Below are 26,734 nucleotides of genomic sequence, written 5' to 3'. Positions count from 1 at the left end.
GCGCGAATCTGAATTTGCTGCAGGAGCGTGGCGTGGGTGAGGTGGTGTGGGTCACGCGGCCGTGGCAGTTGCCCGAAAACAGGCGATGTCATCGCTTGATCGTGCCGGCTGTTCCTGAAGAGCGCGGCCATGGATGGCCGCGGTTGGCGCTCGGGTAAAGCGGACACTTGAAGCTAGCCGTATTACTGCGTCGAGTCGCGATTCCGGACGAATCGCACCAACTTACACGCTCCTGTGCAGGATCAATTCCAGCACCGCCTTGCTGCCGAAGAAGGCCAGCAACAGCACGGCCATGCCGGTCAGGCACAGGTTCACCGCGCTGCGCCCGCGCCAGCCATGCTTCCAGCGGCCCCACAGCAAGGTGCCGAAGATCAGCCACGCAAGTACGCTGAGCACCGTGGTGTGGATCAAGTGCTGGGCGCGGATGTTCTGGATGAACAACGAGCCGCTCAACAGGGTGAGCGTGAGCAGGGCAAAGCCGGCGCCGATCAGGCGGAACAGCAGCGATTCGGTCTGCGTCAATGGAGGCAGCGCGCGCATCAGCTGGATCGGGCGATGCGTGCGCAGTGCGCGTTCCTGCACGGCCAGCAGCACGGCCAATACCGCGGCGATCGACAACACACTGTAGCCAAGCAGGGCAATCGCCACGTGCAGGCTGATCTGCCAGTCCAGCGGATTCGGCGTGGTGGGCGGCGCGAAAAAGACGTCCAGTCCCAGCAGCAGCGCCGCCAGCGGAAACACGATCATGCCCAGTCCGGCCACCGGCTTCGACAGGTTCACCAGCAGGGTCAGTGCCGCGACCACGCAGGCGACCAGTGACAGCGCGGCGAAGAAGTGCAGGTCGACTCGTCCGCCATGCGCGCCTAGCAACACCGCGATGTGCAACAGCAAAGCCAGGGTTGCGGCACCCAGGCCGAGGCGCTGCGGCGTGCGCGGACAGCCGGTCAGCGGTGCGGCCAGCAGGCTGGCGCTGCCGAGGTAGAACACGATGGCGAGGGTGGTGGGCAGTGCGAGTGGCATGGCTTGGAAGTGTCGCACACGCTTCCGTGAGTCGTGAACGTGGCAAATAGTGCGATGGCACTTGCAATATTTAGAAAAATATCTAATTATCTAGAAACGCTCTCCAATGGCATCCCACATGAAGCAGCAGGAAGTATTCAAGGCCATGGCCGATCCCACCCGGCGCGCGATCCTCAAGCGCCTGCAGGGCGGTCCGCTCACTGCAGGCGAAATCGGCGAGGCGTTCGACATCACGCCGGCATCGCTGTCGCACCACTTCGCCGTGCTCAAGCACGCCGACCTGGTGCGCACCGAGCGTCGCGGCCAATACATCGTTTATTCGCTCAACAGCACCGTGTTCGAGGACCTCGCCCGGGTGCTGATGGATCTGTTCCCCACCAAGGGCAAGGCTGGAGGCAAGTGATGAAAACCGCACGTACCTTGATCGTTTCCGCCGTTTTCGTGGCCGTCGCCGTGGGTGTGGCGGTTTGGCTTTATCCGCAGATGCCGGCACGCGTGGCGACCCACTGGGGCGTCAGCGGGCAACCGAATGGCTATTCGCCCCGATTCTGGGCCGCGACCATGTGGCCTTTGCTGATTGCCGCCCTAGCCGTGCTGACGGTGACGTTGCCGCGGATCTCGCCGAAGCGTTTCGAAATGGAATCCTTCGCCGGCGTCTATGGCGTGCTGATGCTGGTGATTCAGGGCGTGATGCTGGTACTGGGCGTCACCGCGATGCTGGCCGGGGCCGGCCATGCCGTACCCATGGCGACCATAGCGCCACTGGGAGTCGGTGTGCTGCTGATCGTACTGGGCAATTACATGGGCAAGTTGCGCCGCAACTTCTTCGTCGGCATCCGCACGCCATGGACGTTGGCCAGCGAGGCAGCGTGGGAACGCACGCACCGGCTGGCTGGCTGGGTGTACGTGCTGGCCGGCGCGGCGATGGTCGTGCTGGGGCTGATCGGTGCCATGGCGGGATGGATGCTGGCTGCGGTGGTGGTCGTGCTGCTGATCCCGCACGTGTGTTCGTACTTCATCTATCGACGCCTCGAGGGGCATCATTCATCAGAGGGAGATTCGCCATGAAACTGCGTTCGATCCCGTACGTCACGCTTGCTGCGGGCATGTTGCTGGCCACTCCGTTCGTGCACGCAGCAGCGGGAGAGCTGACAGAGCCGTGCGCGGCGCGTTCCGCAACCCTGCTGGATGCGCTGGTGCATGCCAAGTACGCCGGGGCCGGCAGGAACTTCGGTCCGGAACTGGCCGCGAAGTTGGATGAGGACAAGCTCAAGCAGGCTTGGGCCGCCCTCCAGGGGCAGAGCGGCTCCTACGTCTCCAGTACTCCGGTGCAAAAGCTGTACGCGAACGACCAGCCGGTATTCGTCACGCAACTGAACCTTGCCAAGGGGGCGCTGGACATGGTGACCGCCTGCGATGCGCAGGGCCGGATCGCAATGTTGCGCTTCGCGCCCCCGACGATGGTGGCGATAACGACGCAGAAGACTGCGCCGCATGGCGTGGAGGCGCATGTCGAGGCTGACGGTGTTCGGGTTTCGCCGCTGGACGTGCCGACACCGTTCGGCCCGCTGCGCGGGGCCTTGACCTTGCCGGCGGGCCATGGACCGTTCCCTGCGGTGGTGCTGGTGGCGGGTTCCGGATCACACGACATGGACGAAACCATCGGCCCGAACAAGCCGTTGCGTGACATCGCCGAGGGACTGGCCCGCGCCGGTATCGCCACGCTGCGCTACGACAAGCGCCCCTACGATCATCCTGAAAGCGCCCGCGGCATGGTGATCGACACGGAGGTGACCGATGACGCCGTGGCGGCGGCCCATCTGCTGGCGCAGCAGAATGGGATCGATCCGAAGCGCGTGTTCGTGCTCGGCCACAGCCTGGGCGCGATGATGGCGCCGCGCATCGGTCAACGTGATCCGCAATTGGCCGGGTTGGTGCTGATGGGGGCGCCGGCGCGGAACATTCTCGATGTCATGGAGCAGCAGGGGCACGAGCAGCTTGCCAAGGAGCATGCTTCGCCCTCGGCGATTGCGCAGGACGACCAGGACTATGCGAGGGAGCGGCAATTGCTGGCCGCAGTCGGTACCGGGCAGCCGGCGCCACCGGGCAACTTCAATGGTGGCCCGCAGGAGTATTGGCTGAGCTGGTCGCGGATTGATTCGGTTGCCGATGCGAAGTCGATTGCGACGCCCATGCTGATTCTGCAAGGCGGCAGCGACTTCCATGTATCGCCCACGCTGGACTTCGCGCGCTGGCGGCAGGAGCTGGCTGGCCGGTCGCATACGTCGTTCCATCTGTACCCCGGCCTCAGCCACCTGTTCATGCCTGCCGGCAAGACGGGGACGCTGGCCGATTACAAGACGCCCGGCCATGTGGATGCGAAGGTGATCGACGACATCGCGGCCTGGGTGAAGGCGCAGCCCGCGCATTGAGCGTCAAACAGGTCCCGGGCGGCCTCGGCTATAATCATCCGTTCGCTCATACCGATGCCGCATTCATGTTCGAATCGCTCAGCCAACGCCTTTCAGCCACCGTCAACCGCCTGCGCGGCCGCGGCCGGCTGACCGAGGAAAACATCCGCGAGGCCTTGCGCGAAGTGCGTATCGCCTTGCTCGAGGCCGACGTGGCGCTGCCGGTGGTGCAGGCCCTGGTCCAGCGCGTGAAGGTGCGCGCGGTGGGCCAGGACGTGATGAAGAGCCTCACGCCCGGCCAGGCGCTGGTAAAGGTGGTCAGTGACGAGCTGACCGCGGTGATGGGCACGGCCAACAGCGAGCTGAACCTCGCCGTCACGCCGCCGGCGGTGGTGCTGATGGCCGGCCTGCAGGGCGCGGGCAAGACCACCACGGTGGCGAAGCTGGCGCGCCTGCTCACCGAGCGCAAGAAGAAAAAGGTGATGGTGGTGAGCTGCGACGTGTACCGTCCGGCCGCCATCGAGCAGCTGCACACGCTGGCCGAGCAGGTGGGCGTGAAGTTCTTCCCGTCCGAAGCGGGGCAGGATCCGGTCGAGATCGCCAAGGCGGCGATCATCGCCGCGCGCAAGGAAGTGGTGGACGTACTGCTGGTGGATACCGCCGGCCGCCTGCATGTGGACGAGGCGATGATGGCCGAGATCAAGGCGCTGCACGCCGCGATCACGCCGGTCGAAACCCTGTTCGTGGTCGATTCGATGACCGGCCAGGACGCCGCCATCACCGCCAAGGCGTTCGCCGACGCACTGCCGCTCACCGGCGTGGTGCTGACCAAGACCGACGGCGACGCCCGCGGCGGCGCGGCACTGTCGGTGCGCTACATCACCGGCCGCCCGATCAAGTTCCTCGGCGCCGGCGAGAAGACGGACGCGCTGGAGCCCTTCCATCCTGACCGCCTGGCGCAGCGCATCCTCGGCATGGGCGATGTGCTGTCGCTGGTCGAGGAGGTCGAGCGCAAGGTCGACCAGGAAAAGGCGCAGAAGCTGGCCCAGAAGGTGATGAAGGGCAAGCGCTTCGACCTCGAGGACATGCGCGACCAGCTGGAACAGATGAACAACATGGGCGGCCTGGCCGGCCTAATGGACAAGCTGCCCGGCGTCTCCGGCCTGCCCGACAGCGTGAAGTCCAAGGTCAACGATGGCGAGATCAAGCGCATGGTGGCGATCATCGGCTCGATGACGCCCAAGGAGCGCCGCCATCCCGACCTGCTGAACGGTTCGCGTCGCGCCCGCGTGGCCAAGGGCTCGGGCACCCAGCCCGCCGACGTCAACCGCCTGCTCAAGCAGTACATGCAGATGGAGAAGATGATGTCCAAGCTGTCCAAGGGCGGCGGCAAGGGGCTGCTGCGCCAGATGAGCGGCGCCCTGAAGGGCATGGGCGGAATGGGCGGCATGCCGCCCATGCGCTGACACGGCAGATCTCGTCACCCGTCGCGTAGCAACGGGTGATAGAGCCGGGGCCTGCCTGCTGGCCTTGGCGAACCTTGAAAGGGCAGGAAAGCCCTTCCAAGGCAATCAGGCAGTCGCTGCGGCTCTCGATAGGCCAAAGCATCGCCAACACTTCCTTTTTTGTGCCAATGTCCCTAAAATGCCGGATTCACCGCGCACGATACGCGTGCGCGAGGCCGGCACACCGGCATCTCTGGAGCTTTCATCATGGTCAAGATTCGTCTTTCGCGCGGTGGCGCCAAGGGCCGTCCCTTCTACCACGTCGTGGTCACCGATCAGCGCAACAAGCGCGATGGCCGCAACATCGAGAGCGTGGGTTTCTACAACCCGGTCGCCTCGGGCAAGGACAAGCGTCTCGAGCTGAACGTCGCGCGCGTGCAAGAGTGGGTGGGCAAGGGCGCCCAGCTGAGCGACAAGGTCGCCGCGCTCGTCAAGGAAGCCGGCAAGCAGCAGGCGGCCTGAGCCGGCTCTGATGAGTGAAGCGGTAGCCGGTCGCCGCGTCCCGGTCGGGCGCATCGTCGGGCTGTATGGCGTGCAGGGCTGGGTCAAGATCGAATCCTGGACCGAGCCGCGCACGAAGATCTTCGATTACCACCCCTGGCTGCTGGCAACGGCGCCGGGTGCGGTCACGGAGATCGCGGGAGCGAAAGGGCGCCCGCAGGGCAAGGGTCTGGTGGCCTGCCTGCCCGGCGTGGACGACCGCGACACGGCAGCCGCCCTCGTCGGCAGCGACATCCATGTCGCCCGCGAGCAGCTGCCGCCTCCCGGCAAGGACGAATATTACTGGGTCGACCTCGAAGGGCTTGAGGTCGTCACCACCGAAGGCACGGCGCTCGGGCGGGTCAGCCACCTGTTCGCCACCGGTGCCAATGACGTGGTGGTGGTGCGGGACGGCGAGCGCGAGCGGCTGATCCCCTTCGTCCAGGGCAATTACGTGCGTACGGTGGACTTGTCCAGCGGGCGCATGGTGGTGGACTGGGACCCCGAATTCTGAAGACTGGAGTTTGAGGTCCATGCGCATCGATGTCGTCACGCTGTTTCCCGACTTCATGCGCCAGTGTGCCGCCGTTGGTGTAGTGGGGCGCGCTCAGCAACGCGAGTTGCTGCAGGTGGAAACCTGGAACCCGCGCGACTACGCCACCGACAATTACCGTACCGTGGACGGTCGCACCTGCGGCGGCGGACCCGGGATGGTGATGCTGATCGAACCCTTGCGGGCGGCCATCAAGGCCATGCGCGAGGCGGCGCCGGAACCGGCGCACGTGATTTACCTCAGTCCGCAGGGAGCGCGGCTGACGCAGGGCAGGGTGGAGGCGCTGGCCAGGTTGCCGCGCATCGCCTTGCTCTGTGGGCGCTACGAAGGAGTGGACGAGCGTCTGCTGGCGCACGAGGTCGACGAGGAGCTTTCCATCGGCGACTATGTGCTGTCCGGCGGCGAACTGGGTGCCGCGGTCATCATTGACGCGGTGGGTCGGCTGCAGGATGGCGCGTTGAACGATGCGCAATCCGCTGCGCAGGATTCGTTCTCGGACGGCCTGCTGGACTGCCCGCACTACGCGAAACCGGTGCGGGACGCCTACGGCGATGTGCCGGCGGTGCTGCTTTCCGGCGATCACGCGGCAATCCGCCGCTGGCGCCTGAAGCAGGCGCTGGGCCGGACCTGGTTGCGGCGCCCGGAGCTGTTGGCGCAACGCGCGCTGGATGCGGAGTCCCGCGCGTTGCTGGAAGAATTCCGTCGCGAATACCACGCGGCGGGCGTATGTTGAAGAGTGCGGACAGGACGACCGCCGTTTGATCTCCGCGATCAGGACGATCGCAATTAACCAATGACAATTGCGGCCACGGACAGCCGCTGCTAGAAACCACGCGGTCAGGGATGCCCGCAAACCACTGAGGTCGCCATGAACAAGATCATCCAGCAGTTCGAAGCCGAGCAGATCACCCGTCCCTTGCCGGAGTTCGGCGCTGGCGACACCGTGGTGGTCAACGTCAAGGTGAAGGAAGGCAATCGCGAGCGCGTGCAGGCTTTCGAAGGCATCGTCATCGCCAAGCGCAACCGTGGCCTGCATTCGGCCTTCACGGTGCGCAAGATTTCCCACGGTACCGGCGTGGAGCGCGTGTTCCAGGCCCACAGCCCGGCCATCGAATCGCTGGAAGTGAAGCGCAAGGGCAAGGTGCGTGGCGCCAAGCTGTACTACCTGCGCAACCTGGAAGGCAAGGCTGCCCGCATCAAGGAAGACGTCGCCGCTGCCGCTGCCATCAAGGCTGCGAACAAGGCTGCTGCCCGCGCCGAGTAAGCGCGAACGCCTGCTTCGAGGCAAAGCAAAAACCCGCGGATTGCTCCGCGGGTTTTTTGTTGCCCGTCTGTTGCCGCGGGAGCGGCGCCAGGGCAGCAGGGCCAAGACCCGGATGCGCTTGGGTGCATGCCTCGGCAGTCGCGGTTCAGTCCAGCCGCTGCGGCACCTGCAGGAAATTGCCTTGCACGAAATCCACGCCCGCGGCGAACAGCAGCGAGGTGCTGGTGGCATCTTCGACCCACTCGGCGATGGTCTGCTTCTTCAGTTCGCGCGCCTGCTGACAGATCTCGGCGACCTTTTTCTGGTTGTCAGGCGACTTCGGCAGGTCGGCCATGTAGCTGCGGTCGATCTTGAGGTAGTCCACGTCGATGTGGCTGAGCAGTTGGAACGAGTTGAGGCCCGAGCCGAACTGTTCCAGCGCGAAACGGCCGCCCAGTTTTTTCCAGCCGGCGAGGAACTCCTGCGCGGGACGCAGCAGGGTCATCACCTTGCTCTCGGTCATCTCCAGCACCAGTCGGCCGCGCTTCAACCCGGCTTGTGCAAGGCGCTCACCCAGCCAGACGAGGAGGGTGGGATCCTGCAGCGAAGCGGCGGTGATCTTGACGAAGAATGTGGTCTGCTGGCCCATGCCTTCGCGTCGTTGCAGTGCGGTGATGGCCTGGTCCAGCACCCAGCGGTCGATGGCGCCGGTGAGGCCGTGCTTGTCGGCGATCGGCATGAAGAAACCCGGCAGCACCTCGCCTTGCGGGCCATCCATGCGCAGCAGGATTTCCGAGTAATCGCCCTCGGCATCCTGCAGACTGATGGTGTGCTGGTGGTAGAGCATCAGGCCCTTGCCGTCCAGCGCCTTCTGCAGCAGATCCAGCCAGTAGCGCTCGCGTTCCTCGTCGGCCTTCTCGCGCGCGGAGGGGTCGTGCAAGTCGGCCTGGTTGCTGCCGAGGCTCTGCGCCGTGCGCAGGGCCTGGCTGGCCTGGTTGAGCAGCAATTCGGTGTTGGCGTTCTTCTCGCCGAGCAGGCTGCCGCCGATGCTGGCGGTGGCGGTGATCGAGCGCGAGCCGGCATCGAAGATCGCGCCGGCGATGCTTTGCTGCAACTTGGCGATCCATTCGCGGATGGCTTCGTCCGAGCGCGAGTCGAGGATCACCCCCAGCGTGTGTTCGGCCAGCATGCCGGCGGTGTCGTTCGTGCCCAGCAGGATGCGTACGCGGTCGGAGAAGCTGGCCAGCAGCTCGTCGGCCTTGGCCAGCCCGATGCCGCCGACCATCGTTGCCCAGTTGTCCGGCTCGATCAGCAGCAGCGCCTGACCCTTCTTGCCCTTGGCCGCATCGGTCACCGCATGGTCGATGCACTCCAGCATGTGGGCGCGGTTGTACAGGCCGGTGACCGGGTCGCGCTGCAGTTGTTCCAGCATGGCCGGGTCGATCGTCTGGCGCCGGAACACGATCTGCAGGCAGGGCTCGCCCTCGAAGGTGGCCGGGGCGAATTCCACGGTGGCGTCGAACGGGCTGCCATCTGCACGGCGTGCGCGCAGGCTGACCTGGTTCGCCAGTTTCTCCTGACGGGTATGGCCGCGCAGCAGGTTCTTGAATTCGTCGACGCTGGAGGCGTCGATCATGTCGAGGATGGGCATGCCGAGCAGGTCGTCGAAGCTTTCGTGACCGAAGGCTTCCAGGTAGGCCTGGTTGGCGCGCACGTGCACGCCTTCGTGCACGTAGGTGATGGCATCGCGGGACGAGTCGAGCAAGGCGTCGCAACGGCGCTCCAGCTCGCGCTGCGTGCCTTCCAGCAAACGCAGCATGCGGCGGTTCTGCAGGGCGTCGAATTCGCGCCGGACCACGGCCAGCAACTGGCCGGGCATGCCGCGCGTGACGATGCCATGCACCCCCTGCTCGAACAAGGTGGCCACTTGCTGGTTGTCCAGGGTTCCGACCAGGCCAAGCACCGAATAGTCGATACCCTGCACATCCAGCATGCGGATCACCTCAACCAGGGTGATGGCGCCATTGCCGGGGTCGAACATCACCAGATCCGGTTCCAGCTCGGTCAGCGCGGCCTGCACCTGATCGGCGGCAGTGGCGCGCGCCGGACGCACCGCGATGCCGGTATTGCGCAGCAGGCTGATGATTTGTTCAGCATCCTCGACCGAATGTTCGATGAAGAGGATCTTGATGACGAAATCTTTTTTCATGGATTGTCGGCGTCGCGAAAAGCTGGTGGTGGTTGTTCGCGTCCCCCGCGAGGCGATCCGCAAGGGCGGTTGTAACGGATTGGCGCGGGAACCGCCAGCCGAGATTTGAACAGGCGAAGGTGCAACGGGTGTTTACAGGGGACGCTTCGAGGGGTCGCCACCCACCTCGCGCACCAGTTTCGGCACGAGGTAACCGGGCAGGCGCGCGCGCAACGTATCGAGCAACGCCAGCGCGCGGGCGTCGTCGACCTCGAAGTGCGCGGCTCCCTGGACGCGGTCGAGCTGGTGCAGGTAATACGGCAGCGCGCCGGCGGCAAAGAGGCGCTCGGACAGCGCGGCCAGCGTGTCGGCATCATCGTTCACCCCGCGCAACAGCACCGACTGGTTGAGCAAGGTGGCCCCGGCGTCGCGCAGACGGGCGCAGGCGGCATCCACGTTGGCGTCGAATTCGTTGGCGTGGTTTGCGTGCAGTACCACCACTTTCTGCAGCGGCAGCGTAGCGAGCCAGCTCGTGAAGGTCTCGTCGATGCGTTCGGGCAGCACCACCGGCAGCCGGGTGTGGATGCGCAGGCGGGTGACGTGCGGGATATCGGCCAGTCCGCGCGAAAGCTCTTCCAGCTTGGCGGTGGACAGCGCCAGCGGATCGCCACCGGAGAGGATCAGTTCCCGGATGCTGGCGTCCTGCCGCACGTGTTCCAGCGCCTTGCGCCACTGGCCGGCGGCAGCCATCTCCTCGCCGTAGGGAAAGTGCCTGCGGAAACAGTAACGGCAATTGATCGCGCAACTGCCGCTGGCGATCAGCAGCGCGCGCCCGTGGTACTTGTGCAGCACGCCCTGCGCCTCGCGGGCGGCGAGGTCGCCCACTGCGTCGGCGACGAAGCCGGGCACCTCGTCCAATTCGGCCAGTTGCGGCAAGACCTGCAGCAGCAGCGGATCGCGCGCATCGCCATGGCGCATGCGAGCCACGAAGCCGCGCGGCACGCGCAGGGCGAAGCCGGCATCCGCGGGTGGCAGCCGCACAGCAAGCGGCGACAGGCCCACCAGGGCGAGCAGTTCGGCGGCGTCGGTGACGGCCTCGCGCCACACCTGCCGCCAGTCGCCGGCTGGCGTGGCGGCGGCCTGTGTAATGCGTGCGCCGGGGCTTGCGGTTATCATGTATGGCCTTGTCCGGGCCGTACCGGACCCTCGAATCGCCCATTTTAGCCGCCGTTGCGGCACGAGGGGCGTTCGGGCCCCGACCCATTCACCTTTGGAGTTCATCGCATGGCCACCGCTGGTCTCAACGACGTCAAGAAGGGCATGAAGATCCTTCACAACAACGATCCTTGGATCATCACCGAAGCCGAGTTCATCAAGCCCGGCAAGGGCCAGGCGTTCACCCGCATCTTCATCCGCAACCTGAAGACCGGCCGCACCACCGAGCAGACGATGAAATCCAGCGACAGCTTCGAAGTCGCCGACGTCACCGACACCGACATGCAGTACCTGTACTCCGACGGCGAGTTCTGGCACTTCATGCACCAGGAGAGCTTCGAACAGCACCAGGCCTCCAAGGCAGGTATCGGCGACACCGCGAAGTGGCTGAAGGGCGAGGAAGAGTGCGTGGTCACCCTGTTCAACGGCGAGATCATCGCGGTACAGGCGCCGAACTTCGTCGAGCTGAAGATCACCGAGACCGACCCCGGCGTGCGTGGCGACACCTCCGGCGGCGGCGGCAAGCCGGCCACGCTGGAAACCGGCGCCGTGGTGCGTGTGCCCCTGTTCGTTGGTCAGGACGAAGTCGTCAAGGTCGACACCCGCACCGGCGAATACGTCAGCCGCGTCGGCAAGTGACGCAACGGCCCGCGCGCAGGCGCGCGGGCCGTTGCGTCATCCCGGCGTAGGCCGGGATCCAGTGAAGTACCTGCGCGCAGCGTTCGTTACTGATGTGCTTCGCATGAATACTGGACTGGGTCCCGGCCTGCGCCGGAATGACGAGCCAAGGGGCGGCGCCGCAAGGTTGGCCGCCCTTCGCTTATCCGCTTGATGGAGTTTTTCATGAGCGACACGCAGCCCCAACCTGTCGACCTCCTCATCGAAGCCCGCTGGATCGTCCCCGTCCAGCCGCATGGCGTTGCGCTGGAAGACCACGCGGTGGCGGTCGACGGCGACCGCATCGTGGCCCTGCTGCCCATCGCCGAGGCGCGCGCCGCCTACGCTCCGCGCGAAACCGTGCGGTTGCAGGAGCATGCGCTGATCCCCGGTCTGGTGAACGCCCACACGCACAACCCGATGACCCTGCTGCGCGGACTGGCCGACGACCTGCCGCTGATGGTCTGGCTGCAGCAGCACATCTGGCCGGCCGAGGCCAAGGTGATCGGCCCTGAATTCGTGCGCGACGGCGTGGAGTTGGCGGTGGCCGAGATGCTGCGCGGCGGCACCACTTGCGCCAACGAGAATTACTTCTTTCCCGACGCCATCGGCGCCACCTACCGCAAGCTTGGCTTCCGCGCGGTGGTGGGCCTGCCGGTGATCGAATTCCCAACCGCATGGGCGAAGTCGCAGGACGAATACTTCGAACGCGCCAGCGAAGTGCATGACAGCTTCCGCGGCGATGCGCTGGTATCCACCGCGTTCGCGCCGCACGCGCCGTATACCGTCTCCGACGAGAGCTTCGCGCGCATCCGCGTGCTGGCCGACCAGCTCGACATTCCGGTGCACCTGCACCTGCACGAGACCGCGCACGAGGTCGAGGAAGAGAAGCAGAAAAGCGGCCTGCGTCCGTTCCAGCGCCTGCAGAAGCTGGGCCTGGTCAACGACCGCCTGATCGCCGTGCACATGACCCAGCTCACTGACGGCGAGATCGTTGCCTGCGCCGAGGCCGGAGTATCGGTGGTGCATTGCCCGGAGTCCAACCTCAAGCTCGCTTCCGGCTTCTGTCCGGCAGAGAAGCTGCACAAGGCTGGCGTGAACCTCGCCATAGGTACGGACGGCTGCGCCTCGAACAACGACCTCGACATGTTTGGCGAACTGCGTACTGCCGCGTTGCTGGCCAAGGCAGTGGCACAGGACGCCGCGGCCCTGGATGCCGCCAGCGCACTGCGCGCGGCCACGTTGGGCAGCGCGAAGGCGATGGGACTCGACGCGAAGATCGGTTCGATCGAGCCGGGCAAGCAAGCCGACCTTGCCGCGGTGCGGTTGTCGGACCTGGAAACCCAGCCGCTGTATCACGTGGCCTCGCAACTGGCCTATGCCACGGGGCGCCACCAGGTCAGCGACGTGTGGATTGCCGGTCGCCGCAAACTGGCCGCGCGAGAGCTGGTAGGCATGGACGTCGATGCCATCCTTGCCCGTACCCGCGCCTGGCGCGAACGCATCGCGACGCATTGAGCTTGCATGCGTCTCCGAGTTTTAGGCTCAAGAGGCGCCGTTCTTGGCTGCGCTTTTCAACAGGCACCTATCATGCACCGTTATCTCGTCCTACTCATGCGTCGCCCGCAGTGCGATCCGGCAATCGTCCCGTTGCATCGCGAGTTTCTCGAGACCTTGCGCGCGCAGGGGCGCAACGAGTTGTCGGGCCCGTTCGGCGACAAGAGCGGCGGCGCCTACCTATTGCGCGCAGAGTCGCTGGACGAAGCATGCGCGATAGCCCATGGCGATCCGGCCTACGCCAGTGGAGGCTGGGACATCACGTTGCATGAATGGCATGCTGCTTAAGCTCTTGCGCCCATCCATGACATGCAGATCAACGACGCGACCGTCCATGGGCACACTTTTCAATAAACTCATGCGATGAGTACCGTCATGACCGCAAGCAACGTCAGCCACGCCGAGATCGCCCGCTTCGACCAACTGGCCGCGCGCTGGTGGGATCTCGACGGCGAGTCGCGCCCGCTGCATGATCTCAACCCCGTGCGCGCCGATTACGTCGCTGCGCGCGTGAACCTGCGCGGCGCGAAGATCGCCGACGTGGGTTGTGGCGGCGGCCTGCTCAGCGAGGCGCTGGCGCGTGCTGGCGCACAGGTCACCGGCATCGACATGGGCCTCAAGGTGATCGAGATCGCGCGCCTGCACCTGCACGAATCCGGCCTCAAGGTGGACTACCGCAAACAGTCGTCGGCCGAACTGGCCGCTACTGAGCCGGAGACGTTCGACGCCGTGTGTTGCCTAGAGTTGATCGAGCACGTGCCCGATCCCGCCGCTCTGGTGCGCGACCTCGCAGCCATGCTCAAGCCCGGCGGGCGCGTATTCCTGTCGACGCTCAACCGCACGCCGGCCGCATTCGGTGCGGCCATCCTCGGTGCGGAGTACCTGATGCGCCTGCTGCCGCGTGGCACGCATCACTACGCGCAGTTCCTGAAGCCCTCCGAGCTGGCGCGCCTGCTGCGCACGGAAGGGCTGGAGCTGGAGGACGTCAGCGGCCTGGGCTACAACCCGCTCAGCCGGAAGGCATGGCTCAGCCGCATCACCGCGGTGAACTACATCCTTTGCGCGAGGAAGCCGGCGTGAAGGCCCCGCCTGCGGACATCGAAGGCGTGCTGTTCGACCTCGACGGCACCCTGCTCGACAGCGCTCCCGACCTGCATGCCGCGCTCGTGGCCTATTGCGCGGAAGTCGGCGCACCCGCGCCGGAATACGCCGCGGTGCGCAATGTGGTTTCGCGCGGCAGCCGTGCGATCCTGCGTTGTGCCTTCGACGAAGGCGACGAGGTTCTGCTGGCGCGCATGCCGCGCTACCTCGAGCTATACCAGGGCATGCTAGCCATGCATACGCGGCCATTCGAGGGCATCGCCTCGCTGCTGGAAAACATCGAGTCGCGCGGACAGCGCTGGGGCATCGTCACCAACAAGCCTGGCTTCCTCACCGAAGAACTGATCGCGCGCATGGATTGGGACCTGCGTGCCAGCGCGGTGGTTTGCGGCGATACCTTGCCGGTGAAGAAGCCCGATCCCGCACCGGTGCTGCTGGCCTGCGCGCGAGCTAGCGTGGCGCCCGCGCGTTGCGTGTTTGTCGGCGACGACGCGCGCGATGTCGAAGCCGGACGAGCGGCCGGGCTGTACACGGTAGCCGTGCGATGGGGCTACCTGGATGGCGGCGACCCGGATCATTGGGGCGCCGACGTGGTGGTCGACGATCCGTATCAGCTGGCGTCCCTGCTGGGATTGCAGGTGGCCGCGTGAGCGAACCGGTGGTCTCGCACGGAGCGTTGCAAAGTTACGTCGACAAATGGCTGGCAGTGCAGCCGGCGCAGCGCATGGCCCTGGTCTTCGTCGATCCGGGGAAATACTCCGGACACATTGCGCTGGCTGCGCTTGAGCAGGAACTGCTCTCTGCGGCCTACGGTATCCGCGAACCGCACGTGGCCTTGGGCAAGCTCAACTGGTGGGCCGAGGAATTGTCAGGAGCCGGCGCCAGCGGCGGTCGCCACCCCCTGACCCAGGTGCTGTTCGACGACGAGCGCGCCCATGCGATCGCCACCGAACTCTGGATGGCCCCCGTGCTCGCCGCCATGGCGCAACTGGAAGAGGGCACGGCGGCGGATTTTCCCGCCCAGATCGCCGCCGCCAGTTCATTGCACGGCGCGCTGGCCGAATTGGAAACCGCATGGTGGTATGGCAACGGGGCGGCGTCGGAACGCGCCGCGCGCGTGGCCACGCTCAGTCACCTGCTACATGTGTTGCGTCGGTTGGAGGACGATGCCGAGCGTGACCGCCTGCCGTTGCCAATGGCGCGGCTGGCCCGCTACGGCCTTGCCCGCGACGCCTTGCGGCGGCGCAGCGAAGCGCGCGACGAGGCGATCAGGGCGCAATTGGCCGACCTGCAATCGAGCTGGCGCGAGGCAGGGCGGCTATCCGGGACGCTCAGCGTGTTCCGCGCACTGGAGTCGCGTGAAGCCGAACGCTTGCTGGGCCGTGCGCGCGGAGCGGACGATCCACTGGCCGCGCTGCAACAGGGCGGGCGGGGCAACTTCGGCACCACCTTCGCCGCGTGGCGGGCGGCACGTCGCTGGCGGACAGCGGCGGCCGACTGAACGCAGCGTTTCCCGCCGTTGTCTGTTGCAATGCGCCAGACCGGCCCAAAATAGACGACTCCGCGCCACGAGTACGCTCATGCATAGCCACGAGAACACTATCCGCCTGATGCCCGACGTCGCCACACAGGCGCAGCCGCATCTGCGTGGGGCGCTGGACTGGGTGGGCATGGACGGCATCGAGGTGCCGGTGCGGTTCGATGCGGGCGACGGCGAGGTGCAGCGCGCCAGCGCGCAGGTCGGCGCCTTCGTCAACCTTGTGCAACCCGACAAGCGTGGCATCCACATGTCGCGGTTGTACCTGTTGGTCGATCACCACCTGGGCACGCAGCCGCTCAGCGCGGCGATGCTGGAAAGCCTGCTGCACGCCTTCCTCGAATCGCATGGTGGGCTGTCCGACCACGCGCGCCTCAGCATCCGCTTCGACGCGCTGGTGCGCCGAAACGCCTTGCGCAGCGCACACAGCGGCTGGCGCAGCTATCCGGTGTCGGTCGAAGCGAGCTTGGGGCCGGAGGGTTTCCGACTGGAATTGGGCACCGAGGTGGTCTACTCCTCCACGTGCCCGGCTTCCGCGGCGCTGTCGCGCCAGCTGATACAAGAGCAGTTCGCGCGCGACTTCGACGCGGCCACGCCAGTCGATCATGCTGCCGTGCTGGCGTGGCTGGGCAGCGAGCGCGGCATCGTCGCCACGCCGCATGCGCAGCGCAGCGCGGCGCGCCTGCTGGTGCGGTTGAAGGAAGGCGTGCCGTTCGACCTCCTGGCCACGCTCGACCGCGTGGAGCAGGCCCTGGGCACGCCGGTACAGACGGCGGTGAAGCGCGAAGACGAACAGGCCTTCGCGCTCGCCAATGGCGGCAACCTGATGTTCTGCGAGGATGCGGCGAGACGCATACAGCAGGCACTCGATGCGGACGCCCGCCTTGCCGATTTCCATGTGCGCGTGGAGCATCAGGAAAGCCTGCATCCGCACGATGCGGTGGCCTACGCCAGCAAGGGCGTGGAGGGCGGCTTCGGTTCGCCTTGACTCCTCAATGCCCCTCGCCCGCTTGTGGGGGAGGGACGTTCGATTCGCCCTGGTGCCGGCAGCGCACGAAGTGGAAGTGCCCCGGGACGGGATCCTCTCCCCCGGCGCACAGCGGCTGGCAGCGCAAAAGCCGCCAGGCGGCGAGCAGGCAACCGCGCCACGGGCCGAAGCGCACGATCGCGCCGCGTGCATAATCGGAGCAAGTGGGGTAGAAACGGCAGTGCTGTCCGATCAGGGGGCTGAGCCAGCGTTTGTAGAGGCGCAGCAGGAGCAGCAGGAATCGGCTAGGCACATTCACGTTGCTGGAACAACTTGTTGCTGGTTAATGTGGCGAGTATCCCAGAAGCCGGCTTGCCGGTGCAGGGTACATGGGCTATAACACGCGGCCGCCTAGGCCAATAAATGGTGAAGGAAGATGGCGAAAACCACGCGCAGTTCGACCGCCGCCAAGGCTTCGAAAGGGAAAGCCGCAGCTAGCAACGCATCCGCCAAGGCGAAAGCTGCCGGCGCGAAGGCGTCTGCGAAAAAGCCTGTCGCCAAGAAGGCGGTCAGGCCGGCAGCGAAGAAGCCTGTCGCGAAGAAGGCCGCGGTGAAGAAGGTCGTGGCGAAGAAAGCCCCGGCCAAGAAGCCGTCGCCGGCAAGCAAGCCTGCCGCAAAGAAGCCGTTAAAGGCGGCCACGAAGAAAGCGGCCAAACCCGCGGCCAAGAAGCCGGCAGCCAAGCCGACCCCGAAGGCTGTAGCGAAGAAGCCGCTGAAGCCCGCAGCCAAGGCGGCAACCAACAAGGCCGTGGCCAAACCGGCAGTCATCGCCAAGCCGGCCAAGGGCAAGACCGCCGCTCCCCAGCCGGTGGCCGTACCGGTCAAGGCACCGCCTGTCGAGAAGAAAACATCCCCGTCGCCCGTCACCCCGCCGATTAAAGGCAAGGTGGCGAGCGCCACGGCCATGGTGCTGCCACGTACCGCAGATACCATCGCTTCCGCATCCCACAAGCCATCGAAAAACGCATCATCCGCAATGAACAAAAAGGCAGAGAAGAACACCGACAATGGCGTCACCCGCGAAGACGGGCGCTACGCGTTGCCGGCTACCACCCAGATCGCGTTGCCCAAGGGTTACCGCCCCTCCTCCAAGGAGGAGTACATGAACCCGATGCATCTGGCCTATTTCCGCAACAAGCTGCGCGACTGGCGCGATCAGCTGGTCGAAGAGTCGCGCCAGACCATGGACAACCTGCGTGACGAAGTGCGCGACGTGGGTGACGAGGCCGAGCGCGCCACGCGCGAAACCGAGAACTCGCTGGAACTGCGTACCCGCGACCGCTACCGCAAACTGATCTCCAAGATCGACAAGGCGCTGCGTCGCATCGAGGACGGCAGCTACGGTTACTGCGAGGAAACCGACGAGGAGATCGGCGTGGAGCGCCTGGACGCGCGTCCGATCGCCACGCTGTCGCTGGATGCGCAGGAGCGTCGCGAACATCTGCAGAAGCAGATGGGGGATTGATTTCTGCGCTCCCTCGTGAGCGTAAAGATCAAACCCGACATCCATGCCGGACTTTTCAAAGGAGCCCCGCTTCGAGCGGGGCTCCTGCGTGGAGCGAAGCGAAAGGCGCGGTGCTGCGCCGCTCCCTTTGCTCACTCCTTACTTGCGGCCGCAGCGGCGTAGCCTTTCAGCTTGGTGAGCATCGCCGCCAGCCCGTTCGAGCGCGTCGGCGAAAGGTGCTTGGCGAGGCCGATGGCCTGGATGAAATCCGGCTCGGTGGACACGATCTCCGCCGCCGGGCGGTCGGAGTACACGCGCAGCACCAGTGCAATCAGTCCGGACACGATGGCCGAGTCGCTGGCCGCGGCGAAGTGCATCTTCGAAGCGTCGCCGCTGGGTACCAGCCATACCATCGACTGGCAACCGTGCACGCGCCACGCATCGGTGCGGTACTGCTCGGGGAAGGGCGGCAGCTGTCTGCCCAGGTCGATCAGGTACTGGTAGCGCTCGCTCCATTCGCTGAAGTAGGCAAACTCTTCGGCGATCTCGCGTTGTGCCTCGGCGGCGCTGGTGGTGGTGCTCGTGGCGATGTCGTTCATGCGCACATTATCGCGCGCATGCCGACGATGCGCTAAGTATCTCCCGCTGCGGCGATCACGTCTTGGCCACACTCCAGCGCGTGCCCTGCGCGCCATCCTCGATGGTCACGCCCATGGCGGAAAGCTCGGCGCGGATCGCATCGGCGCGGGCGAAGTCGCGTGCGGCGCGCGCGGCGCGGCGTTCCTCCAGCAAGGCTTCCACCTTGGTGGCATCGACTTCGCTGCCGCCAGCCTGCTTGAACCATGCCTCGGGGTCCTGCTGCAACAGGCCGAGCAGGGCGCCACCGCCAAGCAGGACGGCTTTGGCTTCGGGCGTGCCCTGCATGCGGGCGGCATCGGCCAGTACGGAGATTTCGGCCAGCGCTTGCGGGGTATTGAGGTCGTCGCACAATGCGGCTTCGATGGCGGCAGGCACCGGCAATTGCGCGGTGTCCACCGCGACATGCGCCAGATCGCGCAGCACGCGGTACCAGCCGTCCAGCGTGCTCACCGACTGCGCAATCGCAGCGTCGGACCAGTCCAGCGGCTGGCGGTAGTGGCCGCTCATCAGGCGCAGGCGCAGCGCCTCGGCCGGATGGCGCTTGAGCATCTCATGCAGCTGCAGCACGTTGCCCAGCGACTTGGACATCTTGCGGCCGTCGAAGGTGAGCATGCCGTTGTGCAGCCACCAGCGCGAGAAGGTCTTGCCGCCGTGGGCGCAGGTGGATTGCGCGACCTCGTTCTCGTGGTGCGGGAACAGCAGGTCCACGCCGCCGGCGTGGATATCGATGGTCTCGCCCAGGTGCGTGGCGCTCATCGCCGAGCATTCGATATGCCAGCCGGGACGGCCGCGGCCCCAGGGGCTCTCCCAGCCGGGCAGCTCGGGTGTGGAGGGCTTCCACAACACGAAGTCGACGGGGTTTTTCTTGTAAGGCGCCACTTCCACACGGGCGCCGGCGATCAGCTCCTCGGTGTCGCGGCCGGAGAGCTTGCCGTAGTCGGGATAGCTGGCCACGTCGAACAGCACGTGCCCCTCGACAGCATAGGCGTGGCCGTCTGAGATCAGTTTCTCGATCATCGTCACGATCGGGGCGATGTGCGCGGTGGCGCAGGGTTCCATGTCAGGAGGGGCGATGCCCAGCGCAGCCATGTCTTCGCGGTAGGCGGCAGTGAACCGACCGGCGATCGTCTCGATGCCCACGCCTTGTTCCAGCGCGGCGGCATTGATCTTGTCGTCCACGTCGGTGATGTTGCGGGCGTACACCACGTTCGGGTAATGCCGGCGCAGCAGCCTGGCCAGCACGTCGAACACCACCGGGCCGCGCGCGTTGCCGATGTGCACGTAGCTGTACACCGTGGGCCCGCACAAATACATCGTCACGCGCTGCGGATCGAGCGGCGCGAAGGTTTCGGTGCGGCGCGTAAGGCTGTTGTAGAGCGAAATCGGCATCGTGATGAAATTCCAGCAATGGCCGCAGGTACGGCCCAGCCTTGCATCTTAACAAGGCGTAAGCGACGCGTTGGCAAGCCGATGCAGTCGGGGAATTTCAGGGGCCGTCCGCGGTCTGCGCATGGCTCGTGCTGGGGGTGTTTCGCGCAGGCCACGGAAGAACGAAGGTACGCAGGGAGGCATCGGGGGATCGGGCACCGCTCCGCGACTGCGGGGTGGCGTCGTCCCCGTTCCTGCGGAGACATCGAACCGGCTCTAAGCCTCGATTCAGCATCCCTTTGCTGCAATCTGCCATGCGCCGAAGCTGCGCCCAAAAGAATGTCCCGGAGTCCGCAATGCCTAAGTTTCTTTTTGTTCCGCTGGTGCTGGCCCTGGTCGCCGTCACCGGCGTCCAGGCGCAGGATGCGAATTACCCACCCCCGCCGCCGCCCGGTGCGCAGCCAGGACCGCCACAGGACGACAGTGCCCATTTCGGTTGGGCCGACGTGTTGCGGGTCGATCCGGTCTATGTGCAGGTGACCGCGCCACGCCAGGTTTGCCAGAACCAGACCGTGGTCGAGCAGCATCCGGGCAATACCACGGCGGGCTCGATCCTGGGCGCCGTCGTCGGTGGCGTGCTGGGCAACACGGTTGGCAGGGGCAATGGGCGCGTGCTCACCACGGCGGTCGGTGCCGTGGCAGGCAGTGCGGTAGGCGGCCAGGTGGCGGCCAACAGCGGCACCCAGACTGCACAGACGGTGACCAACTGCAGCATGGTCAACACGGGCAGCCAGCAACAGATCGCGGGTTACGACGTGGAGTACCGCTACCGCGGCGAGATCTACGAGTCGCGCCTGAACTACGATCCCGGCGAGCGCCTGCGCGTGCGGGTGAGCGTGACCCCCGCCGAGTGATGTTCGCAGACGCCGCCTTCGGGCGGCGTCTTCGTAGGGGGTTTCCGGAAAGGTCGCCGCCAGCGACTTTGGCATCGCGCACCGGCGTCGGCCCGAAGTGCGAGATCCCTGGATGGCGGTCGCAAAAACGCATGTTGCATGGCAGCGAAAATCCCGTCATGATGTCGGCTCGCTCGACCGGAAGCCCCATGTCTACAGCCGTCTATACCGCCAATGTCCTGACCAGCGCCCGCATGGCTGCTGGCATGACGTCGCGTGCGCGCCGACCGCTGGACGAACATTCGGCCGGGTAGGCTGTCGCGCGCTGCTGCATCACGTATCGACAAAAACCCGGCCATCGTGCCGGGTTTTTTTGTTTCTGGTTTTGGAGTTGTTTCACGCGGTTCCATCCGCGAACGGCAATACCGGCCACCCATGGCCGCACTATCAACAAGAGCGATTTCACTGAGGGCGATCCAACCCATGACCATCCGCCACTTCCTCACCACCCAGGACTGGAGCCGCGCCGAGATCGATGCGCTGCTGGAACAGGCCGCCGCGTTCAAGCGCTCGCCCGCGGGCGCACAACTGGCCGGCAAGTCGGTGGCACTGCTGTTCTTCAATCCTTCGATGCGCACGCGCACCAGCTTCGAGCTGGGCACGTTCCAGTTGGGCGGTCACGCGGTGGTGCTGGCGCCCGGCAAGGATGCGTGGCCGATCGAGTTCGAAGCGGGTACGGTGATGGATGGCGACACCGAGGAGCACATCGCCGAAGTGGCGCGGGTGCTCAGCCGCTACGCCGACCTCATCTGCGTGCGCGCCTTCCCGAAGTTCCAGGACTGGTCGGTGGACCGCGAGGACAAGGTCATCAAGGCGTTCGCGAAGTACGCCACGGTGCCGGTGATCAACATGGAGACGATCACCCATCCCTGCCAGGAGCTGGCGCACGCGCTGGCGATGCGCGAGCACCTTGGCGACCTCGCCAGGAAGAAGTACGTGCTCACCTGGACCTACCATCCCAAGCCGCTCAACACCGCGGTGGCCAACTCCGCGCTGCTGATCGCCACCAAGATGGGCATGGACGTGACCCTGCTGTGCCCCACGCCCGAGTACGTGCTGGACGAACGCTACATGGAGTTCGGTCGTCTGAACGCCGAGCAGAACGGCGGCTCGCTCAAGGTCAGCCACGACATCGAAGAGGCCTACAGCGGTGCCGACGTGGTGTATGCCAAGAGCTGGGGCGCGCTGCCGTACTTCGGCAAGTGGGAACAGGAGAAGCCCATCCGCGACGCGCACAAGCATTTCATCGTGGACGAGGCCAAGATGGCGCTCACCAACAACGGCCTCTTCAGTCATTGCCTGCCGCTGCGCCGCAACGTCAAGGCCACCGATGCGGTGATGGACGCGCCGTACTGCATCGCCATCGACGAGGCCGAGAACCGCCTGCATGTGCAGAAAGCGGTGATGGCGTCATTGATCGGCCAGCGTTGAGCCCGCCATGTACATGCCGAAGTCGTTCGTCGAAACGCGCCCGGAAGCCTTGCATGGGCTGATCCGCGACTACCCGTTCGCTACCGTGGTGGCGAGCACGGTGGGGGGCGTCGTCGCCAATCACTTTCCGCTGGAATGGGTGAAGGGCGCTCTGTATGGCCACGTGGCGCGAGGCAACGAGCTGGCGCGGATGGATGGCGCCGAAGTGATGGCGATCTTCCAGGGACCGCAAGGCTATGTCAGCCCGAACTGGTACCCGACCAAGGCGGAGACGCACCGCGAAGTGCCCACGTGGAACTACGCGGTAGTGCATGTTCGCGGCCGGCTGAAAATCGTCGAGGACGCCATCTGGCTGCGTGCGTTGCTGGAGCGTCTGACCGATCACCACGAGGCCGCCGAACCGCAGCCGTGGCACGTCGGCGACGCACCCGACGATCACGTCGAGAAGCTGATGCAGGCCATCGTCGGCATCGAGATCGCCGTCGAGCACGTCGAGGGCAAGTTCAAGCTCAGCCAGAACCACCCGGAGCGCAACCGTCTCGGCGTGATCGCCGGCCTTCGCCGCCGCGGCGGCGCAGGCGACGCGGCGCTGGCCGAATGGATGGCCAAACTGGAAGAGGAAAAATCGTGAACCATCCTCACCGCTACCGCGTGGACGTGGTCTGGACCGGCAACCGCGGCACCGGCACCGACGGCTACCGCAACTACAGCCGCAACCATGTGATCCGCGTCCCCGGCAAACCCGACCTCGCCGGCTCGTCCGACCCGACCTTCCGCGGCGATGCCACCAGGCATAACCCGGAGGACATGCTGGTGGCGGCGCTCTCGACCTGCCACATGCTGTCCTACCTGCACATGGCCACCGTGGCCGGCGTCGTGGTCGTCGCCTATGACGACAGCGCCGAAGGCACGATGGTCACCGAGGGCGACGGCGGCCGCTTCACCGAAGTCGTGTTGCGCCCGGTAGTCACCATCCGCGCCGACAGCGATTCCGACAAGGCGCTGGCCGCGCATGAGGACGCGCACCACGCCTGCTTTATCGCCAATTCCGTGAACTTCCCGGTGCGCTGCGAGCCGCGCATCGTCGTTTCCTCCGACTGACATCATCCCCGACCAGGATTCGCAAGCCATGAGCAAAGACATCGTCCTCGCCTTTTCCGGCGGCCTCGACACCAGTTTCTGCGTGCCCTATCTCAAGGAGCGCGGCTGGGCCGTGCATACCGTGTTCGCCGACACCGGCGGCGTGGATGCCGAGGAGCGCGCCTTCATCGAGAACCGTGCGAAGGAGCTGGGCGTGGCCAGCCACGTCACCGTGGACGGCGGTCCGGCGATCTGGAGCGGCTTCGTGAAGCCCTTCGTGTGGGCGGGCGAGGGTTACCAGGGCCAGTACCCGCTGCTGGTGTCCGACCGCTACCTGATCGTTGAAGCCGCGCTGAAGCGCGCGGCCGAGCTCGGCACGCGCGCCATCGCGCACGGCTGCACCGGCATGGGCAACGACCAGGTGCGCTTCGACCTCGCGGTGAAGTCGCTGGGCGACTACGAGATCGTGGCGCCGATCCGCGAGATCCAGAAGGAGCATACGCAGACGCGCGCCTACGAGCAGAAGTTCCTCGAAGAGCGCGGCTTCGGCGTGCGCGCCAAGCAGCAGGCCTACACCATCAACGAAAACCTGCTGGGCGTCACCATGTCCGGCGGCGAGATCGACAAGTGGGAAGCTCCGGGCGAGGGCGCGCGCGGCTGGTGCAAGCCGCGCGCTGAATGGCCGGTCGCGCCGCTGCGCGTGAAGATCGGTTTCGAAAAAGGCGAGGCGGTGTCGCTGAACGGCGAGAAGCTCGCCGGCCACAAGATCCTGGCCAAGCTCAATGCGCTGTTCGCGCCCTACGGCGTGGGCCGCGGCCTCTACACCGGTGACACCACCATCGGCCTCAAGGGCCGCATCATCTTCGAGGCACCGGGCCTGATCTCCCTGCTGACTGCGCACCGCGCGCTGGAAGAGGCCGTGCTGAGCAAGCAGCAGAACCGCTTCAAGCCGGACGTGGCGCGCAAGTGGGTGGAAGTGGTGTACGAAGGCTTCTTCCACGATCCGCTGAAGGCCGACCTGGAGGCCTTCCTCGCTTCCAGCCAGTCCACCGTCAACGGCGAGGTCACGCTGGAGACGAATGGCGGCGTGGTCAACGCCGTGGCGATCGAATCGAAGCACATCCTCAACGCCAAGGGCGCCACCTACGCGCAGTCGGCCGACTGGGGCGTGGCCGAGGCCGAAGGCTTCATCAAGCTGTTCGGCATGAGCAGCACGCTGTGGGCGGAGGTCAACCGCTGACATGTTCGCCTCCCTGTTCGCGTACAAGGCGTGGGCGAATGCGCAGATGCTGGAGGCCATGGCCGCCATCGACGGCGAGCGCCATGTGGAGCAGCGGCGCAAGGCCATCCGCGTGATGAACCACACGTTCGTGGTGGACCGGATCTTCGCGGCGCATCTGCTGGGCGATCCGCATCCGTACACCGCCACCAATACCGAGGAAACGCCGGAGCTTCCGGCGTTGACCGCAAGCATCCGTGCCAGCGACGCGTGGCTGGTCGACTATGCGCGCGAATTGCCAGCGGAACGCCTGGACGAACGCATCAGCTTTCATTTCACCGATGGCAAGGCGGGCGGGATGTCGCGCGCCGAAATGCTGCAGCACCTGATCGTGCACGGCGCGTATCACCGAGGTGCAGTCGGGCAGATCCTCGATAGCTTGTCACTCCCGCGTCCCGCCGACACGATCAACGTCTACCTGCACGCGGCAGAGCCGTCGCGGCGCGAACACAGGAGCGCTGCCTGATGGGCGCACTGCAGGTCAGTACGGACAAGGAGCGGCTCGATATCGGGTTGATCCACCGCTTCCTCACCGCCGAGGCTTACTGGTGCCGAGGCATTCCGCGCGAGACGGTGGAACGGGCCATAGCCGGCTCGCTGTGCTTTGGCGGTTTCGTCGACGGATGCCAGGTGGCATTTGCCCGCGTGGTCACCGATGGCGCCACGTTTGCCTACCTGGCGGACGTGTTCGTGCTGCCGGAGCATCGCGGGCAGGGCCATTCCAAGGCACTCATGGCGGAAGTGATGGCGCACCCGCAGCTGCAGGGCCTGCGCCGTTTCAGCCTGGCCACCGGTGATGCGCACAGCTTGTATGCCGGCTTCGGTTTCACCGCGCCCGTGCGGCCGCAGAACCTGATGGAAAAACTCGATCAGGACGTCTATACGAGAGCATCAGCCCAGCCATGAATCCCTTGCTGCAATCCACCCTGGAACACCTCAAGGCGCTGGTGTCGTTCGACACCCGCAATCCGCCGCGCGCGATCACCACCGGCGGCATCTTCGACTACCTCCGCGCGCAACTGCCGGGTTTCGACATCGTGGTGACCGACCACGGTGCCGGCGCGGTGAGACTGCACGCAGTGCGCGGTCGGCCGAAGCTGCTGTTCAACGTGCACCTGGACACGGTGCCCGATTCGCCGGCATGGACGGCCAGCCCGCACGGGCTGCGTGTGACGGCGGACCGTGCCATCGGCCTCGGCGCCTGCGACATCAAGGGGGCGGCTGCGGCATTGCTGGCGGTGGCGAATGCCAGCAGCGGCGACATGGCACTGCTGTTCACCACGGACGAAGAGGCCAACGATCCGCGCTGCATCGCCGGCTTCCTCGCGAACAAGCCGGCTTACGATGCGGTGATCGTGGCCGAGCCCACCAAAGGCGAGGCCGTGCTGGCCCATCGCGGCATCCAGTCGGTGCTGATGCGCTTTGCCGGCCACGCCGGGCACGCCTCGGGCGAGCAGAAGCCCAGCGACAGCGCGCTGCACCAGGCGGTGCGTTGGGGCGATGCCGCGCTGGATTTTGTGGCCGCGCAATCGCACGAGCGCTTCGGCGGCCTCACCGGCCTGCGTTTCAATATCGGCCGCATCGAAGGCGGCATCAAGGCCAACATGATCGCACCCAGCGCCGAAGTGCGCTTCGGCATGCGGCCCTTGCCAACGATGCATCCCGACGGATTGCTCGAACGCTTCCGCACGCTGACCGAGCCGGTGCCCGCGCATTTCGAGGAGACCTTCCGCGGCCCCTCGCTGCCGGCCGGCGATACCGCTACTGCCGAGGCGCGGCGCCTGGCTGCGCGCGACCTGGCCGACGAGCTGGACATCCCCGTGGGCAACGCGGTGGATTTCTGGACCGAGGCCTCGCTGTTTTCCGCCGCCGGCTACATCGCCTTCGTCTATGGCCCCGGCGACATCGCGCAGGCGCATACCGCTGACGAGTGGGTCGCGCTGGACCAGTTGCAGCACTACGCGGAAGTGATTTTCCGCCTTGTTGAGAAGTGCGGCCATGGAAGGTCGCTTCTTGATTCCCGCGATCATGGATGAGCGCAAAGGA

General features: G+C 65.8%; 30 protein-coding genes. 24 read left to right on the top strand and 6 right to left on the bottom strand.

Features of this window, described 5'->3' with window-relative positions; translation table 11 throughout:
* Positions 1–222: 222 nt before the first annotated feature.
* Positions 223–1,020: a cytochrome c biogenesis protein CcsA gene (ccsA, locus tag IHE49_RS08035; protein ID WP_192156624.1), complete on the bottom strand. Its 798-nt coding sequence runs from the start codon at positions 1,018–1,020 to the stop codon at positions 223–225.
* Between the two features lie 118 nt (positions 1,021–1,138).
* Here ccsA and IHE49_RS08030 point away from each other — a divergent pair, with 118 nt between their 5' ends.
* The 8 genes from IHE49_RS08030 (at position 1,139) to rplS (ending at position 7,233) form a co-directional block, all read left to right on the top strand.
* Positions 1,139–1,423, top strand: coding sequence for an autorepressor SdpR family transcription factor (locus tag IHE49_RS08030; RefSeq protein ID WP_192156622.1), 285 nt, complete (start codon positions 1,139–1,141; stop codon positions 1,421–1,423).
* Entirely contained in the window at positions 1,423–2,088 is a 666-nt protein-coding gene (locus IHE49_RS08025) for an SdpI family protein (RefSeq protein ID WP_192156620.1), read from the top strand. Before IHE49_RS08030 ends, IHE49_RS08025 begins: the two co-directional genes overlap by 1 nt.
* Positions 2,085–3,452 carry an alpha/beta fold hydrolase gene (locus IHE49_RS08020; RefSeq protein WP_192156618.1) on the top strand — a complete coding sequence of 456 codons (1,368 nt, stop codon included), beginning with the start codon at positions 2,085–2,087 and terminating at the stop codon, positions 3,450–3,452. Before IHE49_RS08025 ends, IHE49_RS08020 begins: the two co-directional genes overlap by 4 nt.
* A 65-nt stretch (positions 3,453–3,517) precedes the next feature.
* Complete coding sequence (ffh, locus tag IHE49_RS08015; protein WP_192156616.1) at positions 3,518–4,897, top strand: signal recognition particle protein; 1,380 nt, start codon at positions 3,518–3,520, stop codon at positions 4,895–4,897.
* A 246-nt stretch (positions 4,898–5,143) separates the two neighbouring features.
* Entirely contained in the window at positions 5,144–5,398 is a 255-nt protein-coding gene (gene rpsP, locus IHE49_RS08010) for a 30S ribosomal protein S16 (protein ID WP_192105606.1), read from the top strand.
* 10 nt (positions 5,399–5,408) lie between these two features.
* Positions 5,409–5,930, top strand: a complete 522-nt coding sequence (gene rimM, locus IHE49_RS08005) for a ribosome maturation factor RimM (protein ID WP_192156614.1) — start codon at positions 5,409–5,411, stop codon at positions 5,928–5,930.
* 19 nt (positions 5,931–5,949) lie between these two features.
* Positions 5,950–6,702: a tRNA (guanosine(37)-N1)-methyltransferase TrmD gene (gene trmD, locus IHE49_RS08000; protein WP_192156612.1), complete on the top strand. Its 753-nt coding sequence runs from the start codon at positions 5,950–5,952 to the stop codon at positions 6,700–6,702.
* 135 nt (positions 6,703–6,837) lie between these two features.
* Complete coding sequence (gene rplS / locus IHE49_RS07995; protein WP_192156610.1) at positions 6,838–7,233, top strand: 50S ribosomal protein L19; 396 nt, start codon at positions 6,838–6,840, stop codon at positions 7,231–7,233.
* A 145-nt stretch (positions 7,234–7,378) separates the two neighbouring features.
* Here the strand turns inward: rplS and IHE49_RS07990 are convergent, their stop codons facing one another.
* Together IHE49_RS07990 and epmB are read right to left on the bottom strand one after the other, a co-directional pair.
* Positions 7,379–9,421: a bifunctional diguanylate cyclase/phosphodiesterase gene (locus tag IHE49_RS07990; protein ID WP_192156608.1), complete on the bottom strand. Its 2,043-nt coding sequence runs from the start codon at positions 9,419–9,421 to the stop codon at positions 7,379–7,381.
* Positions 9,422–9,553: 132 nt separating this feature from the next.
* Positions 9,554–10,576, bottom strand: coding sequence for an EF-P beta-lysylation protein EpmB (gene epmB / locus IHE49_RS07985; protein ID WP_192156606.1), 1,023 nt, complete (start codon positions 10,574–10,576; stop codon positions 9,554–9,556).
* 108 nt (positions 10,577–10,684) lie between these two features.
* Between epmB and efp the strand changes: the two genes are divergently transcribed.
* The 7 genes from efp to folE2 all read left to right on the top strand — a co-directional run bounded on the left by efp (position 10,685) and on the right by folE2 (position 16,455).
* A complete protein-coding gene (efp, locus tag IHE49_RS07980; RefSeq protein WP_192156604.1) occupies positions 10,685–11,254 on the top strand; it encodes an elongation factor P in 570 nt (189 codons plus the stop codon).
* Between the two features lie 204 nt (positions 11,255–11,458).
* Positions 11,459–12,790, top strand: a complete 1,332-nt coding sequence (locus tag IHE49_RS07975) for a TRZ/ATZ family hydrolase (RefSeq protein WP_192156602.1) — start codon at positions 11,459–11,461, stop codon at positions 12,788–12,790.
* A gap of 72 nt (positions 12,791–12,862) precedes the next feature.
* A complete protein-coding gene (locus IHE49_RS07970) occupies positions 12,863–13,117 on the top strand; it encodes a YciI family protein (protein ID WP_192156600.1) in 255 nt (84 codons plus the stop codon).
* A gap of 87 nt (positions 13,118–13,204) precedes the next feature.
* On the top strand, positions 13,205–13,909 hold the full coding sequence (gene ubiG, locus IHE49_RS07965; RefSeq protein WP_192156598.1) for a bifunctional 2-polyprenyl-6-hydroxyphenol methylase/3-demethylubiquinol 3-O-methyltransferase UbiG: 705 nt from the start codon (positions 13,205–13,207) through the stop codon (positions 13,907–13,909).
* Positions 13,906–14,580, top strand: coding sequence for an HAD-IA family hydrolase (locus tag IHE49_RS07960; protein WP_192156596.1), 675 nt, complete (start codon positions 13,906–13,908; stop codon positions 14,578–14,580). The genes ubiG and IHE49_RS07960 overlap by 4 nt, the downstream gene beginning before the upstream one ends.
* Positions 14,577–15,431 carry a squalene/phytoene synthase family protein gene (locus tag IHE49_RS07955; RefSeq protein WP_343227557.1) on the top strand — a complete coding sequence of 285 codons (855 nt, stop codon included), beginning with the start codon at positions 14,577–14,579 and terminating at the stop codon, positions 15,429–15,431. Before IHE49_RS07960 ends, IHE49_RS07955 begins: the two co-directional genes overlap by 4 nt.
* Before the next feature lie 79 nt (positions 15,432–15,510).
* Entirely contained in the window at positions 15,511–16,455 is a 945-nt protein-coding gene (folE2, locus tag IHE49_RS07950) for a GTP cyclohydrolase FolE2 (protein ID WP_192156592.1), read from the top strand.
* 4 nt (positions 16,456–16,459) lie between these two features.
* Here the strand turns inward: folE2 and yidD are convergent, their stop codons facing one another.
* Complete coding sequence (yidD, locus tag IHE49_RS07945) at positions 16,460–16,753, bottom strand: membrane protein insertion efficiency factor YidD (protein WP_192156590.1); 294 nt, start codon at positions 16,751–16,753, stop codon at positions 16,460–16,462.
* A gap of 117 nt (positions 16,754–16,870) precedes the next feature.
* On the opposite strand from yidD, the gene dksA reads away from it, so the two are divergent.
* Complete coding sequence (gene dksA, locus IHE49_RS07940; RefSeq protein WP_192156588.1) at positions 16,871–17,959, top strand: RNA polymerase-binding protein DksA; 1,089 nt, start codon at positions 16,871–16,873, stop codon at positions 17,957–17,959.
* 131 nt (positions 17,960–18,090) lie between these two features.
* Here dksA and IHE49_RS07935 read toward each other — a convergent pair whose 3' ends face one another.
* The gene (locus tag IHE49_RS07935) at positions 18,091–18,537 is read right to left on the bottom strand and encodes a SufE family protein (RefSeq protein ID WP_192156586.1); all 447 of its coding nucleotides are present in this window, start codon (positions 18,535–18,537) and stop codon (positions 18,091–18,093) included.
* 55 nt (positions 18,538–18,592) lie between these two features.
* On the bottom strand, positions 18,593–19,966 hold the full coding sequence (gene cysS / locus IHE49_RS07930; protein ID WP_192156584.1) for a cysteine--tRNA ligase: 1,374 nt from the start codon (positions 19,964–19,966) through the stop codon (positions 18,593–18,595).
* A gap of 335 nt (positions 19,967–20,301) precedes the next feature.
* Here cysS and IHE49_RS07925 point away from each other — a divergent pair, with 335 nt between their 5' ends.
* The 8 genes from IHE49_RS07925 to IHE49_RS07890 all read left to right on the top strand — a co-directional run bounded on the left by IHE49_RS07925 (position 20,302) and on the right by IHE49_RS07890 (position 26,724).
* A complete protein-coding gene (locus IHE49_RS07925) occupies positions 20,302–20,859 on the top strand; it encodes a glycine zipper 2TM domain-containing protein (protein WP_192156582.1) in 558 nt (185 codons plus the stop codon).
* Between the two features lie 462 nt (positions 20,860–21,321).
* Positions 21,322–22,329, top strand: a complete 1,008-nt coding sequence (locus IHE49_RS07920; protein ID WP_192156580.1) for an N-acetylornithine carbamoyltransferase — start codon at positions 21,322–21,324, stop codon at positions 22,327–22,329.
* Positions 22,330–22,336: 7 nt separating this feature from the next.
* Positions 22,337–22,960, top strand: a complete 624-nt coding sequence (locus IHE49_RS07915) for an FMN-binding negative transcriptional regulator (protein WP_192156578.1) — start codon at positions 22,337–22,339, stop codon at positions 22,958–22,960.
* Complete coding sequence (locus tag IHE49_RS07910) at positions 22,957–23,430, top strand: OsmC family protein (protein ID WP_192156576.1); 474 nt, start codon at positions 22,957–22,959, stop codon at positions 23,428–23,430. The genes IHE49_RS07915 and IHE49_RS07910 overlap by 4 nt, the downstream gene beginning before the upstream one ends.
* 28 nt (positions 23,431–23,458) lie before the next feature.
* The gene (locus IHE49_RS07905) at positions 23,459–24,649 is read left to right on the top strand and encodes an argininosuccinate synthase (protein ID WP_192156574.1); all 1,191 of its coding nucleotides are present in this window, start codon (positions 23,459–23,461) and stop codon (positions 24,647–24,649) included.
* Between the two features lies 1 nt (position 24,650).
* Positions 24,651–25,154, top strand: coding sequence for a DinB family protein (locus tag IHE49_RS07900; RefSeq protein ID WP_192156572.1), 504 nt, complete (start codon positions 24,651–24,653; stop codon positions 25,152–25,154).
* Positions 25,154–25,594, top strand: a complete 441-nt coding sequence (locus IHE49_RS07895; RefSeq protein ID WP_192156570.1) for a GNAT family N-acetyltransferase — start codon at positions 25,154–25,156, stop codon at positions 25,592–25,594. The genes IHE49_RS07900 and IHE49_RS07895 overlap by 1 nt, the downstream gene beginning before the upstream one ends.
* Positions 25,591–26,724 carry an acetylornithine deacetylase gene (locus tag IHE49_RS07890; RefSeq protein WP_192156568.1) on the top strand — a complete coding sequence of 378 codons (1,134 nt, stop codon included), beginning with the start codon at positions 25,591–25,593 and terminating at the stop codon, positions 26,722–26,724. The genes IHE49_RS07895 and IHE49_RS07890 overlap by 4 nt, the downstream gene beginning before the upstream one ends.
* The last annotated feature ends 10 nt before the right edge of the window (positions 26,725–26,734 follow it).

Origin of the sequence: Rhodanobacter sp. 7MK24 (assembly GCF_014842995.1) — a bacterium.
Lineage (GTDB): Bacteria > Pseudomonadota > Gammaproteobacteria > Xanthomonadales > Rhodanobacteraceae > Rhodanobacter_A.
The sequence above is the reverse complement of the archived record's forward strand: the minus strand, read 5'-3'. Positions and strand labels throughout refer to the sequence as shown.